Consider the following 19,505-nt stretch of genomic DNA (forward strand, 5'->3'; position numbering starts at 1 on the left):
GGAAGATCAATGGCTTCGATCCCGATTTTTATTGCCTAAATTTCAGCAAGGTCTGTTATTTTAACTTGAGCATGTTGATATACAATACGTGGTAAAGTCACACTAAAATGCTCAATGCATAGTATGCTTATGCTATTCATCTATTTATCTCATTTAAAAAGATGATTTCTATTTTGTAGCATGCTCAGGCATTATGTGCTGAATGTAAAATCAAATATCGACAGCAAATCAAAGCTGCAAGATTAAATGCGATCAAGGGTTGTTGAATGATTGAAGAAAAGTTATCTGGTGGCGTTCAATCACTTGAAGTGGGCTTAGCCGTTCTCAATGCCCTTTTGGAACATAACAAACCGATTATATTAAAAGAACTATCAAGCAAGCTGGATATGCATCCTGCCAAAGTACATCGTTATTTAGTCAGCCTCATACGCATGAACTATGCAAAGCAACTGGAAGATGGTCAATATGCACTGGGTGATCAGGCTTGGCGTTTAGGTTTAAACTGCATTCAACATACCGATGCCCTACAGTTGGTACAGCATCGAATTTATGAATTACAAAATAAAATTGGCTGTGGTATTCAAATCAGTAAATGGTCACCTAAAGGTCCTTTGGTTGTACAATCGATTGAATCTAATCACCCAATTTCAATAGTCACCAAAGTCGGTTCAATTATGCCATTGGTCAACTCAGCTGCTGGGCGAGTTTTTGCAGCATATTTACCTGAGCCAATCATTAAACCATTGATATTTGCGGAATGGGAAAAAGCCGCAATCAATCATTATCAGATTAAACCGAGTCATTGGGATGAATTTATTCAACTTAAAGAAACCACTTTAGAACAAGGTATGGCAATTGCTCAAGGTGATCTTCTTACAGGCATCAATGCTATTGGTTTACCTATTTTTAATGCACATCAAGCTATGGAATTCTGCATTGTGGCTCTGGATAGTGAAGTATTTCTACCTGTGCATAATGGCAGTGAAAAACTTGAACTATTTAAACATGAAGTGGCTGCAATTAATCAATACATTCAAACGCGTTAAGTTATAGCTTTATCTCCCAAATAAAAAAGCCAAGAAAATACTTTCTTGGCTTTTTCTGCTGATACCAATCACTTTATTTGGCTTCTAATACACCACGACGGATTTGATCACGTTCAATAGATTCAAACAATGCTTTAAAGTTTCCTTCACCGAAGCCATCATCATCTTTACGTTGAATAAACTCAAAGAAAACTGGTCCAAGCATGTTTTCAGAGAAAATCTGTAATAACAGCTTTTTCTCGCCTTCTTTGGTATTTCCATCTAACAAAATACCACGTTTTTGTAACTCTTCAGTTGGCTCACCGTGACCAGGTAAACGATCTTTTAACATTTCATAATAAGTTTCTGGTGGCGCGGTCATAAACTTCAAACCTAAACCTTTCAACTTATCCCAGGTTGAAATTAAATCGTCTGTGATAAAGGCAATATGCTGAATACCTTCACCATTGAAATCAGCCAGAAATTCTGCAATTTGACCATTCCCTTTGTCTGAGTCTTCATTCAATGGAATACGGATCATACCATCTGGCGCAGTCAATGCTTTAGAGGTCAAACCGGTATATTCACCTTTAATGTCAAAGTAACGAATTTCCTGAAAATTAAAGATTTTTTCATAGAAATTCGCCCAATATTCCATGCGACCTTTATACACATTATGGGTTAAATGATCAATTTCATTAAGCCCTGCGCCACGCGGATTTTTTTCTACATCATCAAAGAAAACAAAATCATTTTCGTAAATATCACGATCCACAAGGAAAATTGGCATTCCTCCAATTCCCTTAATCGCTGGAATATTCAATTCCATCGGTCCTGCTTGTGAATACATAGGTTCAGCGCCTAGTGCTATAGCATTTTTAAAAGCTTTAGCTGCATCACGGGTTCTAAATCCCATTGCACAAGCAGAAGGTCCATGCTCTTTGAAAAAGAATGAAGCATAAGACTCTGGTTGATAATTCAAAATAATATTGATATTACCTTGACGCCACAAATACACTTTTTTAGATTTATGTTTTGCAACTTTGCTAAAACCAATGGTTTCAAAAATTTGATCTAATCCATTTTCCGTCGATACAAATTCAATAAAAGCAAAACCACATAATTCTAATGGGTTATCTAAAATATCCATCTAGTTTCCCTTATTTAGATAAATTCATCCGTTTTTTAATGCTGAGAACAGCTTATCGTTACTTTGATTCATTGATCAAAGCACCATGAAAGCTGGTCCTTTTCATTCCATCATTCAGCCTGTCTAATGCCAAAAATATCAGTTTGGTGACAGTGAACTTTTACTCTAAATTCATCCTATAAGAAATTTATAATTTATGCAATACATAATTAAATTATGTATTGTGTAATTTTATTGATTATTTACTCAAAATATCAGGTCACTATTTTTGCTGAAAAGGCACCACAATGTTATACGACTTTTCTACAACTTTTGATGATTCAGGTTTGAACGCTTCCCAATTAAAATCGTTAAAATTTAACCGCCATTGATAATATTCTTTGCCAATATCTTTAAATTGAATGGATAAATTAGAACCACTTTCATCATGACAGTGTGGAGAAGATTGATATTCCTCTTGAGAAAAACAGGCTCGAATCATCTCATATGAATGAAAAGCAACATCAGCCAACGCCAGCTTATAGGCATGATTCGGTTCTAACATGACAAAATCAGCGATCTCTTCTGCTCGTCCACCTCCAGAGTAAGTCGTACTCCAGCGCTTAACTACAGCAATAGCAAGCTTTTGACGATTTAAAGGATAAAATGCAGGATAAATACTCAATCCATCATTGTTTAATTCCTTATCAAAATCACTGTTACGACCATGATGCTGATACTGCTGAAAACTCCAAGAATTCAGTACAACATACTGATTGTTTTCTTTTATAAATTCGATTAATTGCGGTGTATCGTCAGTTAAATATAAATGAGTGTCAGCCCCTGATTGCTTTTTCCAAACTTCTACATCCTTTCCACAATTGACTTTTAATGCCTGACAAATTTGCTTGGCTTGTGAGCTTTCTGTTTTTAGCTTTATCCAAGGAATGGCTTTAATTTGATCGGCAACAGCAGCATGAGAGAGCAAGAACACCCATGTCAATATTATCCATTGAACAATGTTGTTAGATTGGCTTTTAAAGATAGGCATTATGATTTATCGTCCTTTAAAATGGGCTTGATCTTTCATTAAAAAAGCACGGACTCCTTCTAAAAAATCTTCCGACTGACCCGCCCTTCTTTGTAAATCCTGTTCAACTTTAATTTGAGTATAAAAATCATTGTGCATGGTGACCCGCATCGCTTGTTTGATCAATGCAAAACTCAAACTGGCTTGCGTAGCAAAATACTCAGCTAAACGTACAACTTCTAAAGCCAACTGATCATCTGCCACGACTTTATAAATCATTCCGATTCGTTCAGCTTCTTCTGCACTGATCTTTTCTGCTGTCAACATCAATGCTTTGGCTTTAGCAAAGCCAATCAAGCGTGGAAGTAACCATGTTGCACCGCAATCAGGAATAAGACCAATTTTACTAAAGATTTGCGAGAAACTTGCTGATTTTGCTGCAAGTGTAATATCACATAACAATGGCAAACTCGCCCCCGCCCCAACAGCGATACCATTCACCGCGCAGATGATGACTTTAGGCATATCATTGATAATGTCTAAGAGTGGATTAAAGTATTTTTCCAACACCTCATCTAAGTCAATGACTCCACTATTGAGAACTTCTGGACTTATTGCTTGCCCTGCACAAAATGCTTTGCCAACTGCTGCAATGACAATCACACGAACTTCAACATCCTCTTTCCATTGCCTGAGTATCTCTATAATTTCTAGACTCATCTCAGGCGTTAAGCTATTCGATTGTTCTGGACGGTTAAGCTTTAAATAACCTACCCCATTTTTCTTTTCTATAATAACTGTTTGATATTCCATGATCATTTCCTCAATGTTTTTGTATAAATGATGTGGAGCAGTCTTATTCCCTTTGAGTTTGTTTCAAGTTCATTCTAAAGCATGTTTTTGATTTACAATTTACCAATTGTCTCAATTGATTTTTTATCCGTACTTTATTCTCTATATGTTTTATAAATCAAAGTAATTTAATCTTTAAAAACAATAAAATACATATTAATTATAGCGTGAATTAAATTCATTTTTGGCGGATTCCTGTCTCAGCACAGTATCACCAGGAGCCCTCGCATAACTAATGGGAGTTTATGCTAATGCATTGATTTAAATTTATGATATTTATATTAATTATCCCTATGCTTTTACTGGGTTTTATTCATTTCATATTCGCGTTATGATCATGTTGTAGACTGGTGATGCGTATAAATATTCAATTCAGCTTTTTGTTAAAATAAGGAAAATAGTCATGGCTTATAAAAACATTCTCGTGCCTGTAGATGGCTCAGAAACATCTTTATCTGTTGTTAAACATGCTGTGGAATTTGCAAAAGCATTTAAGAGTAAAATTACAGTTGTACAAGTCATGACATTGGATCCATATGTTGCATCAGAATATTTGGCAAACGGTCAAAGTAATATGCTCATTGAACGTGCCCGTGAATTTATTCAAGCCAATATCAACGAAGCCAAAGCACAATTCGCTGCAGAAGGCGTCCAAGTAGAAACTCGCTTACTTGAAGGTGAAAATATTGCGCATACATTAAATCAAGCCGTACAAGATTTAAAAACTGATTTAGTCATCCTTAGCTCACATGGGCGTACAGGATTGAAAAAAATTATCATGGGAAGTGTTGCACAAAATTTGTTAACTGAATTACAAATTCCTGTTTTAGTCATTAAATAAATTGACTCAATGTCTAAAAACCTCACGCTAGAATTATCGTGAGGTTTTTTAATTTTAAGGTGCCCATTGGTATTTTTTTAAATTAATTTTGCCATCAACAACGACCACATCTTCCTCGCGTAATTTTGCCGTCTGTATACACATACCATGTTCATCCAATTTATTCAGACTGATACGACCTTGTGAGTTGACGACCCGATACCACGGAATATCATGATCTTCTGGAAGTTGTCCCAGTACACGCCCGACAAGCCGTGCATGTTTTGGTAAGCCAGCATACTTTGCGACTTGACCATAACTTGCCACTTTGCCTTTTGGAATCTGCACGATGACATTTAAAATCATCTGCGCCAGTTCATGATTCTGCATTGGACCTTTACATTTAAATAATTAAAAAATGTTGAAAATAACTCAACAAAATTGACTTAGAAAATAAGCTTCCGACATTTTAGGCAAATGTAATTTAATAGTACATATTCTAATCTTAAACCCTACCTCAAATACAACAACAAGAGTATGCAAAAATGAAAGGAATCTTCAATAAACTGCTTTTATCTACCGCATTGGTCATGGGCACTGTGACATCACTCGGTTTGTCCAATACCTATGCTGCTCCAAGTATTGATATTCAAAGTGTTTTTCAACAAGAACGCGCTTGGGCGGGAATGGAAACCAAACGTGTCAAAGTTGGTGATATTGACTGGGCATACAGTGAAGGTGGACCCGCAGGAAAACCGACGCTTATGCTTGTACATGGGCTTGCAGGTAGCCGAGACAACTGGAACCGTGTGGCACGTTATTTAACACCATATTATCATGTCATTATTCCTGATTTACCGGGTCAAGGTGATAGTAAAGTTCCAAATGATTTTGATTACTCACTCCCGAATTTGACTGAAAAGTTACGTCGTTTTGCAGAAGCCATCAAAGTTGAGAATGGTCTAAATGTTGCAGGACATTCAATGGGCGGTTCGATTTCGTTACTATATGCTGCTCAGTATCCTGTCGATACCAAGTCACTGTTCTTAATCGACAGTGCAGGCGTATTTAAATCTGCCAATACGCCATATCTTAAAGATCCAACCACTTTACGCAATATGATCGTCAGTAAACCTGGCGACTTTGATCGCTTAATGAAGATAGCGACTAGCCTTCCACCATTTATTCCAAAAGAATTAAAAGACTCTCAAGAAAAACTGATGATCAGTCAATCTGCAAATACCACAAAATTGGTTGAACAATTGATTGTAATGTCTAAATTGTTTACCCCTGACTCATTTGCGATTGCAGCACGCTCTATTGATCAGCCTGTATTAATTGCATGGGGTGATAAGGATCAAATTATCAATGTTGAAGCTGCTGCTGAATTGAAGGGTTTATTAAAAAATGCTCAAGAACCTGTAATCTTAAAAGGTGTAGGACATTTACCACTTCTTGAACAAGAGCAATTGTTGATTAAGCCGTATTTGGATTTCTTGGCAAAAAATGCGAAATAATGATTCGCTAATCTATGAGACCTTAAAAAATACCCTTCATGTTGAAGGGTATTTTTTAAGCTGGTATGACATTAAAGTTCAACATTTGAATGTGACTTTTTGAATCAGAAATTTGCCGGATTTTCCAAGCGCTTCACTTCCTGTGCTTTTTCTGGATGATGAACGGTTGCAACGCCATCATCAGATTTTTTATCAACCAATGCTTCCGGATTATAAATCGTAATAGTTTCGTGACCTTCAGCATCCTCACCCACAATATATTTAAATCCTTTGCGATTCATTTTATTGCACATGCGTTGATACCAACCTTTGAAACCTTGAGTTTCTTCGTTGGGATTGTAATAAAAAGCATTCATTACCGCAGGTAAGCCTAGACCACAGACTACACCTGAAAGTAATACACTGATAAAAGTATAACCAATCAAAATACTGCTGTAATCACGTAACTCTGGTACGTTTGCCACAGCAAGAATCAATGCAAGTGAAATACCTCCTCGAACCCCTCCCCATGACAAAATGGCAAGACTACCGTTATAGCTCTTTTTTCGAAATGATGGGAAGAATGCAAAAGCAAGGAAATTTGCCGCAAAACGTGATAAATGCAGGGCAAAGAATGCAAAAATACCACCCAGAATAAGACTGGTACTAAGATCCAAAATAAAGATTTCCAGACCAATCAGAGTGAATAAGAATGAATTAATAATCCCTTCTACCGTGTGCCAGAAATGATTGACCTCACGAATTTCACGGTCTTGTAGAATTTCTTTCCATTTATTTCCGACGATCAAACCACCGATGACACAAGCAATTGGTGCAGATGCGTGCGCAAACAATGCCACAAGATACGAACCACACGCCAACAATGCCGTGGTTAAGATGAGAGATTCCATCTCATGTTTACCACGTAATAAACGTAAAATCCCTAAACCGAATGCCCAACCAATGATCACAGCCACTACAATTTCATATAATAGGGTTTGTAGGGTTGCAATCAGACTGAAATGTTCACCTTCAAGGACATTTAATAAGGTCATAAAGACGGCAATACACATTGCGTCATTAAATAAGGATTCACCTTCTAATTTGACCATCAAATGATGTGGTGCACGTACTGAACTCAGTACGCCTTTAATCCCAATTGGATCCGTTGCTCCAAGTGCTGAACCAAGTAATAACAACACTAAAATAGGCACAGGATTTCCAATCAAGAACTGGAAGCCAAATACCAATCCTGCAAAAAATACTGCACACAACAATAGTGCAATTGTGGCTAAGATACTGATCGGCTTCCAATAGACTTTTAAATCAGAAACTTTAAATTTCAATGCGGATGATGTAAGAATGAAACAAATCACACCATTGACTAAAAAATCATAAAAATCGACATGGCGCACTGCCTCTTCAATATTATGAATATTAATCGAGATAAATTGATTACCATTCAGTAAACTGGCGCCCCATTGCAAGATAAAGACAAAAATTGCAGAAACGATAGGTACACCAATCGCTTGAGGAAAACCGAGTATGCGTTTATTAAATATGGTCGTCGCAATAGAAAGCGCAAAAACTACTGTAAAAACTTGGAGAAAGAAATAATTACCCATTCGAACCCTATTTTCGATTTTTAATTTAAATGCACATCAAACACTCAATCATTTCTTTATTAAATATAGAATAAAAGACCATTTAACAATCAATATAATTTTACAAAAAAAAGTACAGTCTGACTTTTTTCGTTATATTTTTTAACATAAAAAATTGGCTTGGAAAATCTATTTAGAAAAAAAGAGCATATCTTGTGCTCTTTTTTAAACCATTGAACTTAAACAACTTATTTAAACGTATCACAACTATTGATATCGCCTGATTTCATACCAGTATTGAACCACTGCATACGTTGTTGACTGGTACCATGGGTAAAGCTATCTGGAACAGCATAACCACGTGCCTTTTTCTGCAAATAGTCATCACCAATTTTCTCTGCGGCATCCATTGCCTCTTCGATATCGCCTTGTTCAAGAAATTGTGTACGCTGTTGTGTACGATTCGCCCAAACACCTGCTAAACAGTCTGCCTGTAATTCCAAACGCACTGAGAGTTGGTTACCCTGAGCTTGATTGGCACGTTGACGAGCCTGTTGAACTTGCGAGGAAATACCCAATAAATTTTGAATATGATGACCAACTTCATGTGCAATTACATAAGCTTGTGCGAAATCACCTGCTTCATCTTGTGCAGATAACTCAGATTGGTTTTTTTCACCTGAAATACCCATTTGTTGGCGCATATCTTTGAAGAATTGAGTATCAATATAAACTTTTTGGTCTGCTGGACAATAAAACGGTCCCATCGCAGACTCAGCTGTTCCACAACCTGATTGCACAGCGCCACTGAACATCACCAGTTTTGGTGGTGTATATTGGGCACCTTGTTGAATAAACACTTGTTTCCAAGTATCTTCCGTATCTGCTAAGACTGTTTTAACAAAAGAAGCTGTTTCTTGCTGTTCAGGCGTCGCATTGGCAGGTGCAGTGTTCTGGCTCACATTACCTGAGGTGACTTGCTTGGTTGCTTGATATGCCTGCTGCGGATCAACACCAAAAAATTTCCAAGCAATAAAAGCAACAACCAATCCTAAAATGCTAATACCACCCGCTTTTACACCACCACCACGGCGATCTTCGACATTATCGCTTTCTCTACGTCCTTTCCAACGCATAGATTTGTCCTTTTATTTTTAAATTGGAAACAGTTTTACAATGATTGTTTTATAAAGCAGTTTTAGATTGACCACGTAATTTTTGAATCAGTCCAACCACCAATACCACAGCCAAACCAGCAACAATACCAATGACCAGATTGATCAGTGTCGGTGTGAGTGCACCAATGATATTTCCCACTGTTGGAATGTGTTCAATATGATCGACAGCTTCTTCAGTCAAGTGGTGCAAAGTAGATACCGCATGACTGATAATCCCTCCTCCCACAAGGAACATCGCAACTGTTCCAACAATAGTTAATGTTTTCATGAGTTTCGGTGCAAATGCCAATAAGCCGCGACCAATACTTTGTTTTACATTCGATGCTTGTTGCGTCAAGTACAAACCTAAATCATCAATTTTGACAATCATCGCAACAAAGCCATAGACCCCTACAGTCATAATCACAGCAATCACGGACAGCACCATGACTTTTGTACCAAAAGCAGCGGTTGCAACCGTACCTAAAGAAATCACCACAATTTCAGCAGAAAGAATAAAGTCAGTGCGTATCGCACCTTTAATTTTCTCTTTTTCAAAAGTTGCTAAATCAGTTTCAATCTGCTCAAGCTCTTCTTGAGCACCCTCTTCAGTTGTGGCTTTTTTATGCTTCAAACTGTGCAGTACTTTTTCTACACCTTCATAACATAGAAACAAACCACCAATCATTAATAAGGGATTAATCAGCCAAGGGGCAACCACACTAATCAATAGAGCTAATGGTACTAAAATGAGTTTATTGATAAATGAACCTTTCGCAACACCCCAAACGACGGGAAGTTCACGTTCAGCTCGAACACCACTGACTTGTTGTGCATTGAGTGCTAAGTCATCACCTAAAACGCCTGCTGTTTTTTTTGCTGCCATTTTACTCATGACCGCAACATCATCAAGCACTGCTGCAATATCATCTAATAATATTAATAAACTACTTGCCATTTTTTATCCAAAATTTTAGTTATCACACTATTTTAAAGTGAAATTTCATTTTTCTATATAAAATTTTGTAGATTTTCACATTTATCCATAAAAATTGGTTCTGGGCTATTTTTCGCTGACATTAAAATAAATTATCTCGTACAATAGTGCCCATTCACAAAACACGACTGTCTCTATAAAGACTTTGGAAGCGATAATGACGAATCAAGATAATCGTCCTGTGATTTTGACAGGCGACCGTCCTACTGGACAACTACATTTGGGACATTTTGTAGGTTCTTTGCGCTCACGAGTAGGCTTACAGGATTCTCATCATCAGCATCTACTTCTCGCTGATGCTCAGGCTTTAACTGATAATGCTGATAACTTTGAAAAAGTTCGCCGCAATATTATTGAAGTCGCGACAGACTATTTAGCTGTTGGTATTGACCCAACCAAAACCACGATCTGTGTTCAATCATGCTTGCCAGCATTAAATGAACTGACCATGTTATATTTAAACTTCGTCACTGTGTCACGTTTAGAGCGTAATCCAACAATTAAAGCTGAAATTCAATTGCGTGGCTTCGAACGAGATATTCCAGCAGGTTTCTTGTGCTACCCCGTTGCTCAAGCTGCTGACATTACTGCATTTAAAGCAACAGTCGTTCCTGTAGGTGAAGACCAGATTCCAATGATCGAACAAACCAACGAAATTGTTCGTCGTTTAAATCGTCAAATTGGTCAAGAGGTTTTACCTGAGTGTAAAGCACTTTTATCCAATATGAGTCGTTTACCTGGCTTTGATGGCAAAGCTAAAATGTCAAAATCTTTGGGCAATACCATTGTCTTAGATGCGACAGATAAAGACATCAAAAAAGCGGTCAATGCAATGTATACCGATCCAAATCACTTGCGTATCGAAGATCCAGGTCAAGTAGAAGGTAATATTGTATTTACCTACTTAGATGCTTTCGATCCAAATAAAGAAGAAGTTGAAGAACTGAAAGCACATTATCGTCGCGGTGGTTTAGGCGATGGCACAGTGAAAAAGCGCCTTGAAGGTGTTTTAAAAGAGTTGATCACACCAATTCGTGAACGTCGTATGGAACTTGCAAAAGACCCTGATTACATCATGGACATCTTAAAAACAGGCACTGAAAAATGCCGTGTTATTACCCAAGATACCTTAGATGAAATCAAAAATGGTTTAGGTGTATTCCATTTCTAATCTGCTTAAATCTATTTAAAAATAAAAAAAGCCACTGAATTCAGTGGCTTTTTTAATCGCATCAATTAATTTTTATGGCGCATATGTGGGAATAAAATCACATCACGAATACTTGGTGCATTAGCAAACAACATCACCAAACGGTCAATACCGATGCCTTCACCTGCTGTTGGAGGTAAGCCGTATTCTAATGCTTCAATAAAGTCTGCATCGAAGTGCATTGCTTCATCATCACCCGCATCTTTTTCAGCAACTTGTGCTTGAAAACGCTCAGCCTGATCAATTGGATCGTTTAACTCTGAGAAACCATTTGCAAGCTCACGACCACCAATAAAGAACTCGAAACGATCCGTAATATGTGGGTTGTCATCATTACGACGTGCCAAAGGTGAAGTTTCAGCAGGATATTCAGTAATGAATGTCGGCTGACGTAATTGAGTTTCAACAGTTTCTTCAAATACGATTGTTTGTAGTCGACCCAAACCAAAACCAGGCTTCACTTGCTCTTTAAGCTCTTCGCGTACAAATGTCGCCAAGAACTCACGATCAGATACATTTTCTGCAGTCAAACTTGGGTTATGCTCTAAAATTGCATCGAACATTGAGATTTTCTTAAATGGACCTTTGAAGCTATATACTTCATCCCCATAAGGCACATCCGTTGACCCTAAAATATCAATCGCCAGTTTTTCCAACATACCTTCAGTCAAAGCCATAAGATCTTTGTAGTCAGCATAAGCTTGGTAGAACTCAATCATGGTGAATTCTGGGTTATGACGTGTTGATACCCCTTCATTACGGAAGTTACGGTTAATCTCAAATACACGTTCAAAACCACCAACAACTAAACGTTTTAAATATAGTTCAGGTGCGATACGCAAGAATAATGGCATGTCCAATGCATTATGATGTGTTTCAAATGGACGCGCTGACGCCCCCCCTGGAATCACATGCATCATCGGAGTTTCAACTTCCATAAAACGTTCATTGGTTAAGTAATTACGAATACCAGAGACTACTTTTGCACGAATTTCAAAAGTTTTACGTGTTTCTTCATTCACAATTAAATCTAAATAACGTTTACGATACTTCACTTCAGTATCAGTTAAACCATGAAACTTATCAGGAAGTGGACGCAAAGATTTGGTCAATAATTCAAAATGTTCGATATGCACATATAAATCGCCCTTACCAGAACGACCAATATAGCCTTGAACAGCGATAATATCGCCTAGATCTAAACTTTTTACAGTTTCCAATACTTCAGGAGCAAGTTCTTTACGAGGAACATAGAGCTGAATACGACCTGTCATGTCTTGGATCACAATAAATGATCCACGGTTTAACATCACACGACCTGCGACAGAAACGTGGACTTGTTCACCAGCTTCAATTTGTTCTTTCGTTTGATCTGCAAATTGATCTTGTAAATCCTGTGCGTAATGCTCACGCTTAAAAGTATTTGGCCACGGGCTAACACCAGTTTCCTTGGCATGATCTTGAATTTGCTTTAACTTGGCATGACGCTGTGCGATTAAATCGTTTTCGGAAATGGGTTGTTCAGAAGTCGATTGAGCGTTTTGTTGCGTCATCTCTGCCTCGATTATATTAAAAAACGGAAGTTGCATAGCATAGCAGATTTACAACATAATGCGTATGAATATAACTCAATGAACCCTGTAAAAATTAAAAATCATGAATAAATACTGGCAAGGATTCGCCCAAAGTATCATTCTTTTCAATGTTTTGTTGTTTTCAGGCGAAATTGCCGCAGAGCAAATCATTGTCATGAGTAATACTCGCAAAGATCTCCCAATAAAAATTGAAACGACAAATATTGCAAATCAAGATTATATTTGGCAATTGGAAATCAGCCCAAATCAGCAGACTCAAAAGATTCAAATTAAATTGATGAATCCACACCCCACACAAAAAACACTCAACAAAAGAGCTTTAGAAATCGCCAACACAATAACATTGGCACAACTTCCTCAGGTCAGTAATGATTTTAAAAATAAACCCCTCAATCTTGATGAAGAAAATATTGCAAGAACAACATATTATTATGGAAAATACAGCTTATTTATCAAATTTCCCAAGACAATTGGCTATGCAATCAAGCCTCATTTTTCCCAATTACAAAGTGTGTTAGAACCGTTTTGCCAACCTGTAGATGCAAACTCGAACCCTAAAATACAATTTGATTCACAGGGAAATATCGCATTGAATGTCAAATTTCTCGTTGGCACAGAAGGACAAATTCGAAAAATGGAATATGTCCCTAAAATAAATTACGACATTAAAATGATATTAGAGCCCTTACTTAAAAAAATTCGCTTTTACCCACACAATATTTCAGGTGTATTAACATCCTTTTCTATCGAACAACCGATCATTATTCAATGTCATGCACCCAAAAACGAACCAACATCAATTCATCTTAAACCTACTAAATGAATAAAAAGGTCTGATTTAACTAAGGTTGTTCTGCCAATGATTTGACAACAGCAAAGCCTTGTTGAAACCCACGATCCATCATTTCTTGATATTCTTCCGCAGTTTCAACCTCAGCGTGTAAAGTGGTTATACCGTCTTGTTCATCTAGATGGTATTGCTCAAATGTGCCATTCCATTCTTGGGTTTCGGCACTTGTGGTATCCGCTATACCATTTCTTAATATGCCTAAATGTTTGAAAACCACTTTTTTAAATTGCTCTAACTCGACAATGGTAGCAACCATTCCATCACCATTGGCATCTTGAAATAATGTCTCACCACCAATTTTCCAATCCGATTGCATTTGTGACGTTTCACAAAAGGATTGTGTCCATTGAGAATAAGTGTGCGTATCCCAAAGAATATTCCATACTTTCTGTGCAGTTGCATGGATTTTGATATCGTATTTTAATGTGATCATCCCAATCTCTTTTTTAATTGTGTTGCATATAGCTTAGTATAATCACTGATAGAAATGATTAATTTTTGTTAACAAGGCATTTAAATAGAAATAATTTTAATATTTATTTTTCAATATATTACAAAAGAATCTAATTTATTTGATGGAAAAAATAAAAGTTCTTAGACCAAAAGCTAAGTTATAAAAAATATCTTGCTCAGTACACTAGCTTCATACCAAAAATAGTTGAAATGGAAAGTTTTTAAATCCATGAATTATTGTTTCTGTCTATAGATATAAAGACAATATGCAAGTGATAACAATGAGCAATACTAAAATTTTATTTTTACATGGCTTGGATTCATCTAAAGAATCAACCAAGTTCCATGCCATCAATGCAATTAAAAAATATTGCATTAATGTGGATTATCGCAATTTAAACTATCAAACTGTTGAACGTTTTTATCACGATATCATTGAAAAAATTAAGCCAGATTTATTGGTAGGACATAGTTTAGGTGGCTATTGGTCATTAAAAATGTCTCAGAAACATCGTATCCCGACTGTGATTGCCAATCCAAGTTTAAAACCTGACTTTCGCGACGATTATCCTGAGATCAATGAAGCTGATCTTGAGCATGATATTCCTCAAATTGCATATATTGAATTGGGTGATGAAGTCTTGGATATGTACAAAGTTTTTGAACAATTAGACCCATATATGCAGATTGAAACTGTTGAAGGGGGACATCATCGATTGGCTCAACCCGAAAATCTAAATCGCTTAATTCGCTATATGGAACAGACTTTTATTTATTGATTTCTATGAACAGACTAAACTTGTCGATGCATATATAAAAAAGCCTTGTTAAAACAAGGCTTTTAAACAGATTAAGCGACTGCTTTTTCTACGGGTTTTGAGCGTTCATCTAAGACAGACCAAATCTTTAAACCCAAGTCTTGATGTAAGTCAGGCAAATCAAGAAAAATACTCGCACCCAATACTGTATGATGACATTTGTGCATCAATTGGTTGACTGCTTTGAGTGTTCCACCTGTTGCCAATACATCATCCACAATAATCACTTTTTGTGGTGTAATGTTAGCAGACATTTCCAAACGATCTAAACCATATTCCAGACTATAGCCCACGCCAACAACCGGTGGTGGCAATTTTCCTGCTTTACGAACCAGTAATAACCCCTTGCCTGTACGTTGTGCCAATAAGCTCGCTAAAACAAAACCACGTGCTTCTACCGCAACAAAACTCTCCACCTCTGCCAATTGTTCAACAGGAATACTTTCAATCAATGCATCAGCCAATTCACCCAGATTGTTCATAAACAATGGGGTTAAATCATAAAAACAAATACCTGGTTTTGGAAAATCTTGGACAGTACGAATACTTGACCACAAAGCAGTAGACATGTTCATCATTAGGGAGAAATTTAAAAGAAAATTAATACGTGAATTTTAACGCTTTTTAAGCAAAATTGACAGCGACACCAAACCCAAAAAAATCTTACACTTATTTAAGTTATTGATTTTATTAAAGCCATTTTTATACAAAATATTGGCTATAGTTTAACCTTATTTTATTTTAACAATACTTTTATAATTTATCATTCAGACCTTAGTCTATATTCTATGATTTAAACAATTTAGGACCTCAGATTGACATTTACTAAAAATCAGTTTCTTTAAAAACTTTAACCAATCAGTTGGCATAATAAACATTGCTTTTGTCCTGACCTGCCATTCAGCTTTTACAAGAGTGAGATAAACTCCGATATTTACTTTACTTTAGACACAGAACTGCGTAAAAATTTAGAGGAATATGTACACACTTTATTTGCATATTATTTGAGTCAAGCAGCGGATGGAATTTTACTGGCAGAAAAGCAATCTACCTGTCAGTTATCGGAGAATCAGATGAAGAAATATCAATGCATCGTTTGTGGTTGGATTTATGACGAAGCAGAGGGTTGGCCACAAGACGGCATCGCAGCAGGTACCAAATGGGAAGATATCCCAGACGACTGGACTTGCCCAGACTGCGGTGTTTCTAAAGCAGACTTTGAAATGGTAGAAATCTAAAATATCGCGTAAAGACCATGTTTACATGGTCTTTTTTACGTATATTTGTCATAAAAATTATTCAATCCCCCACTCTTTTAGGCATGTATGGAGAAAGATATGCAACCAATCATCATCATCGGTTCTGGTATGGCAGGTTATACACTGGCAAGAGAATTCCGTAAGTTAAACACTGAACAAGCGTTAGTGATGATTTGCGCAGATGATGCGGTCAATTATGCGAAACCTACATTGTCGAATGCCTTAGTTGGCAAAAAAGCACCTGAGCAAATAGGTTTAGGCGATGCTGAAAAAATGAGTACGCAATTAAATATGCGCATCGAAAAAGAAACTTGGGTAAAAAACATTGATGCAGAAAAGCATGAGTTAACCCTTGAAAAAGATGGTCAGACTTCAACTCAAGCCTACTCGAAACTCATCCTTGCTGTTGGTGCAAACCCAATTCGCTTAGCCATTGCTGGTGATGGCAGTGACGACATCCATGTGGTGAACTCGCTGATTGACTATCGTGCATTTCGAGAAACATTGGAACATTGCACAACAGGTGAATGTGGAAATAAACGTGTCGTGATCTTGGGTGCGGGTCTGATCGGTTGCGAATTTGCCAATGATTTACAAAATACAGGTCATCAAGTCACAGTGATTGATTTGGCACCACAACCCTTAGGTCGTCTGCTTCCGCAGCATGTCGCACAAGCATTTAAAGAAAATCTTGAAGAATCGGGCATCAACTTTGTTTTAGGTACAACTGTAGAAAAAGTATCTAAAACCGAACGCGGTTATATCGTTTCATTGGCAAGTGGTCAGTCATTGGTCGCAGATGTGGTCCTTTCCGCGATTGGTCTACAACCGAATATCGCGTTAGCAAAGACAGCAGAAATCAACACCAGCCGCGGCGTGATTACCAATACTTTACTTGAAACCAATCAAGCGGATATTTTTGCAATTGGTGACTGTGCGGAAGTAAATGGAACACTGTTGCCATATGTAATGCCAATCATGCAACAAGCTCGCGCTTTAGCCAAAACATTAAGTGGTCAAACGACCACAGTACATTATCCAGCAATGCCTGTCGCGGTAAAAACACCAGCTGCACCATTAACGGTCTTACCTGCGCCAATTGGTGTTGAAGTCACGTGGGAAAATGAAGAGTTTGACGATGGAATGTTATCTAAAGCCACTGATGCTGATGGAACATTACGTGGTTTCGTCTTACTAGGAGCAACGGCAGGTAAACAACGCCTTAGTTTAACAAAACTGGTTCCAGACTTGATTCCTGCATCAGTTTAAGGGTTTAATAGCAAGGATATTTTTTAATCAAAATATCCTTGCTTAGGAAAATAACAATGAATAGCGCACTTCAATTCCAAATTTCACCGTATGCTTCATTCATGAATGAAACCAAAGTCGATTTAGGTAATGGTATTCAACTTCATGTCGAAACAGGAGGAAACCCCGAACACCCTTCGATTCTTTTGATTATGGGTTTGGGAGCGCAAATGTTATTTTGGCCCGACTTTTTTTGTAAATCACTGATTGATCAAGGCTTTCATGTCATTCGTTTTGACAATCGTGATATTGGCTTATCGTCAAAAATTCGCCACAAAGGTCCACGTTTAAACTCGTATAAACTCATGGGGCGTTTTGCATTAGGCTTACCGAATGATGGTGCGCCCTACAATTTATTTGATATGGCTGATGATGTTGCCTTATTGATTGATCGTTTAGGGCTTGATAAGCCCCATATTCTTGGCGCTTCAATGGGTGGAATGATTTCTCAAATTTTAGCGGCAAAATATCCAGAAAAAATTGAGAAAGTTGGACTTTTGTTTACTAGCAACAATCAACCGCTCCTACCTCCGCCTTTTCCAAAGCAACTCTTTAGTCTAATAGGCAAGCCTGAATCTCGTGATGAAGAAGGTATAGTGAATCACTCATTGAAGGTATTTCAAATGATTGGTTCACCAGGTTATATTAATCAAGTTGAAGCAATTCAGACTGCACGTAAATTATATCGTCGTAGTTATCATCCAGCGGGTGTACTTCAACAGTTTTTAGCAATATTATGTACTGGTTCCTTACTTAAATTGGATAAACAGATCAATAAGCCAACGCTGGTGTTACATGGTTCTAAAGATCGTTTACTACCTCCAAGTCATGGTAAGGCAGTTGCGAAAGCAATTTCGGGCGCTAAATTTGAATTAATTGAAGGAATGGGGCATGATATCCCACCGCATTTTGTTCCTCAACTTAGCGGCTTATTTGCACATCATTTTAAATCATAAGCATTAGGACACTATGGCTGCATTACCATCCCTAAGACAGTTGTCATATTTAGTGACATTGTCTGAGACGTTGCACTTTACTGAAGCAGCGCGCCGTTCGTTTGTAACTCAATCCACATTATCGGGTGGAATTATGGAGTTAGAGCGTTTATTGGGTGGCGTACTCGTAGAACGTGATCGCCAAAACGTACGTTTAACTCCCTTAGGTGAACAAGTTGTTGCCCGAGCCCGTGTTCTACTCGCCGATGCACAAGACTTAATGCGTTTAAGTCGTGAAATGAGTGAGCCTTTGACTGGTGATTTACATTTAGGGATCATTCCCACCATTGCACCATTTATTTTGTCTCAACTTTTGGAAGAAGTGCATAAACAACTTCCTAAGATTCAACTACATTTACACGAAGCACAAAGTGAAAAAATTGTTGAAAAACTTGAGCATGGTAATTTAGATGTGATCATGCTGGCATTGCCGTTTGACACACGCGGTCTAAAAGTTGCTGAAATTGCAAAAGAAGATTTATTCTTGGTTTGCAATAAAGCAGATCAAAATGCCATGAATGCAAGAAGTTTAGACGACCTAGATTTGTCACATCTGATGTTGCTTGAAGAAGGACATTGCCTGCGTGATCATACGTTAAGTGTTTGCCCAATTGGTGAACGTAAAAATGATCATCGTTTAAAGGCAAGTTCTTTACCAACACTGGTTGAAATGGTGAGTTCAAACTTGGGCTATACTTTACTCCCTGAGATTGCGATTCATGCTCATATGTTGAAAAACAATGATCAAATTGTGGTAAAACCAATTGAAAATGCACCTTCTCGTACTTTAGCTTTGGTCACACGTAAAAGCACACCTCTGCAAAGCGAATTTGATGTCTTATTGCAAATTCTTCAAAAGATCACCACCAATTTACGTTAATCTAAGAAATTCTAAAAGGAGTCAAAT

At 37.4% G+C, this 19,505-nt stretch carries 20 protein-coding genes; 10 read left to right on the forward strand and 10 right to left on the reverse strand.

All coding sequences use genetic code 11. The features are described 5' to 3' along the window. Positions 1-266 precede the first annotated feature (266 nt). Positions 267-1,046, forward strand: a complete 780-nt coding sequence (locus I9192_RS15730; protein WP_005032993.1) for an IclR family transcriptional regulator — start codon at positions 267-269, stop codon at positions 1,044-1,046. 73 nt (positions 1,047-1,119) lie between these two features. On the opposite strand, the gene hppD is transcribed toward I9192_RS15730, so the two are convergent. The 3 genes from hppD to I9192_RS15745 form a co-directional block, all read right to left on the reverse strand. Beyond that, a complete protein-coding gene (gene hppD, locus I9192_RS15735) occupies positions 1,120-2,175 on the reverse strand; it encodes a 4-hydroxyphenylpyruvate dioxygenase (protein WP_004829476.1) in 1,056 nt (351 codons plus the stop codon). Positions 2,176-2,437: 262 nt separating this feature from the next. Continuing rightward, positions 2,438-3,205, reverse strand: a complete 768-nt coding sequence (locus I9192_RS15740; RefSeq protein WP_005033000.1) for a hypothetical protein — start codon at positions 3,203-3,205, stop codon at positions 2,438-2,440. Between the two features lie 6 nt (positions 3,206-3,211). Next, the gene (locus I9192_RS15745; protein ID WP_005033003.1) at positions 3,212-3,997 is read right to left on the reverse strand and encodes an enoyl-CoA hydratase-related protein; all 786 of its coding nucleotides are present in this window, start codon (positions 3,995-3,997) and stop codon (positions 3,212-3,214) included. A 442-nt stretch (positions 3,998-4,439) separates the two neighbouring features. On the opposite strand from I9192_RS15745, the gene I9192_RS15750 reads away from it, so the two are divergent. After that, positions 4,440-4,877, forward strand: a complete 438-nt coding sequence (locus I9192_RS15750) for a universal stress protein (RefSeq protein ID WP_200149903.1) — start codon at positions 4,440-4,442, stop codon at positions 4,875-4,877. Positions 4,878-4,931: 54 nt separating this feature from the next. On the opposite strand, the gene I9192_RS15755 is transcribed toward I9192_RS15750, so the two are convergent. Continuing rightward, positions 4,932-5,246: an MGMT family protein gene (locus I9192_RS15755; protein WP_004829480.1), complete on the reverse strand. Its 315-nt coding sequence runs from the start codon at positions 5,244-5,246 to the stop codon at positions 4,932-4,934. Positions 5,247-5,401: 155 nt separating this feature from the next. Here I9192_RS15755 and I9192_RS15760 point away from each other — a divergent pair, with 155 nt between their 5' ends. Then, the gene (locus tag I9192_RS15760) at positions 5,402-6,373 is read left to right on the forward strand and encodes an alpha/beta fold hydrolase (protein ID WP_200149904.1); all 972 of its coding nucleotides are present in this window, start codon (positions 5,402-5,404) and stop codon (positions 6,371-6,373) included. A gap of 104 nt (positions 6,374-6,477) precedes the next feature. Here I9192_RS15760 and I9192_RS15765 read toward each other — a convergent pair whose 3' ends face one another. The 3 genes from I9192_RS15765 to I9192_RS15775 all read right to left on the reverse strand — a co-directional run bounded on the left by I9192_RS15765 (position 6,478) and on the right by I9192_RS15775 (position 10,071). After that, positions 6,478-7,977 (reverse strand): cation:proton antiporter, encoded by a 1,500-nt coding sequence (locus I9192_RS15765; RefSeq protein WP_005033010.1) that lies wholly within the window; start codon positions 7,975-7,977, stop codon positions 6,478-6,480. Between the two features lie 227 nt (positions 7,978-8,204). Beyond that, on the reverse strand, positions 8,205-9,092 hold the full coding sequence (gene ypfJ, locus I9192_RS15770; RefSeq protein WP_005033012.1) for a KPN_02809 family neutral zinc metallopeptidase: 888 nt from the start codon (positions 9,090-9,092) through the stop codon (positions 8,205-8,207). Between the two features lie 49 nt (positions 9,093-9,141). Further along, positions 9,142-10,071, reverse strand: a complete 930-nt coding sequence (locus I9192_RS15775) for a DUF808 domain-containing protein (protein ID WP_005033014.1) — start codon at positions 10,069-10,071, stop codon at positions 9,142-9,144. Positions 10,072-10,267: 196 nt separating this feature from the next. Here I9192_RS15775 and trpS point away from each other — a divergent pair, with 196 nt between their 5' ends. Beyond that, positions 10,268-11,281: a tryptophan--tRNA ligase gene (gene trpS, locus I9192_RS15780; RefSeq protein ID WP_005033016.1), complete on the forward strand. Its 1,014-nt coding sequence runs from the start codon at positions 10,268-10,270 to the stop codon at positions 11,279-11,281. A 65-nt stretch (positions 11,282-11,346) separates the two neighbouring features. On the opposite strand, the gene lysS is transcribed toward trpS, so the two are convergent. After that, positions 11,347-12,873: a lysine--tRNA ligase gene (gene lysS, locus I9192_RS15785; RefSeq protein ID WP_005033018.1), complete on the reverse strand. Its 1,527-nt coding sequence runs from the start codon at positions 12,871-12,873 to the stop codon at positions 11,347-11,349. 103 nt (positions 12,874-12,976) lie between these two features. On the opposite strand from lysS, the gene I9192_RS15790 reads away from it, so the two are divergent. Then, positions 12,977-13,738 carry a hypothetical protein gene (locus I9192_RS15790; RefSeq protein ID WP_005033021.1) on the forward strand — a complete coding sequence of 254 codons (762 nt, stop codon included), beginning with the start codon at positions 12,977-12,979 and terminating at the stop codon, positions 13,736-13,738. 19 nt (positions 13,739-13,757) lie between these two features. Here the strand turns inward: I9192_RS15790 and I9192_RS15795 are convergent, their stop codons facing one another. Then, positions 13,758-14,198 (reverse strand): SRPBCC family protein, encoded by a 441-nt coding sequence (locus I9192_RS15795; RefSeq protein ID WP_005033023.1) that lies wholly within the window; start codon positions 14,196-14,198, stop codon positions 13,758-13,760. A gap of 301 nt (positions 14,199-14,499) precedes the next feature. On the opposite strand from I9192_RS15795, the gene I9192_RS15800 reads away from it, so the two are divergent. Then, on the forward strand, positions 14,500-14,997 hold the full coding sequence (locus I9192_RS15800) for a YqiA/YcfP family alpha/beta fold hydrolase (RefSeq protein ID WP_004829489.1): 498 nt from the start codon (positions 14,500-14,502) through the stop codon (positions 14,995-14,997). A 71-nt stretch (positions 14,998-15,068) separates the two neighbouring features. Here I9192_RS15800 and I9192_RS15805 read toward each other — a convergent pair whose 3' ends face one another. Then, the gene (locus tag I9192_RS15805; RefSeq protein ID WP_026040276.1) at positions 15,069-15,614 is read right to left on the reverse strand and encodes an adenine phosphoribosyltransferase; all 546 of its coding nucleotides are present in this window, start codon (positions 15,612-15,614) and stop codon (positions 15,069-15,071) included. Positions 15,615-16,109: 495 nt separating this feature from the next. Between I9192_RS15805 and rubA the strand changes: the two genes are divergently transcribed. The 4 genes from rubA to oxyR all read left to right on the forward strand — a co-directional run bounded on the left by rubA (position 16,110) and on the right by oxyR (position 19,478). Continuing rightward, a complete protein-coding gene (gene rubA / locus I9192_RS15810; protein ID WP_004678010.1) occupies positions 16,110-16,274 on the forward strand; it encodes a rubredoxin RubA in 165 nt (54 codons plus the stop codon). A 99-nt stretch (positions 16,275-16,373) separates the two neighbouring features. Continuing rightward, positions 16,374-17,564 (forward strand): NAD(P)/FAD-dependent oxidoreductase, encoded by a 1,191-nt coding sequence (locus I9192_RS15815; protein ID WP_005033028.1) that lies wholly within the window; start codon positions 16,374-16,376, stop codon positions 17,562-17,564. Positions 17,565-17,620: 56 nt separating this feature from the next. Continuing rightward, the gene (estB, locus tag I9192_RS15820; protein WP_004829492.1) at positions 17,621-18,559 is read left to right on the forward strand and encodes an esterase EstB; all 939 of its coding nucleotides are present in this window, start codon (positions 17,621-17,623) and stop codon (positions 18,557-18,559) included. 13 nt (positions 18,560-18,572) lie between these two features. Continuing rightward, on the forward strand, positions 18,573-19,478 hold the full coding sequence (oxyR, locus tag I9192_RS15825) for a LysR family transcriptional regulator OxyR (RefSeq protein ID WP_004829493.1): 906 nt from the start codon (positions 18,573-18,575) through the stop codon (positions 19,476-19,478). Positions 19,479-19,505 lie beyond the last annotated feature (27 nt).

The sequence above is a fragment of the Acinetobacter bereziniae genome (genome assembly GCF_016576965.1).
Taxonomy (GTDB): domain Bacteria; phylum Pseudomonadota; class Gammaproteobacteria; order Pseudomonadales; family Moraxellaceae; genus Acinetobacter; species Acinetobacter bereziniae.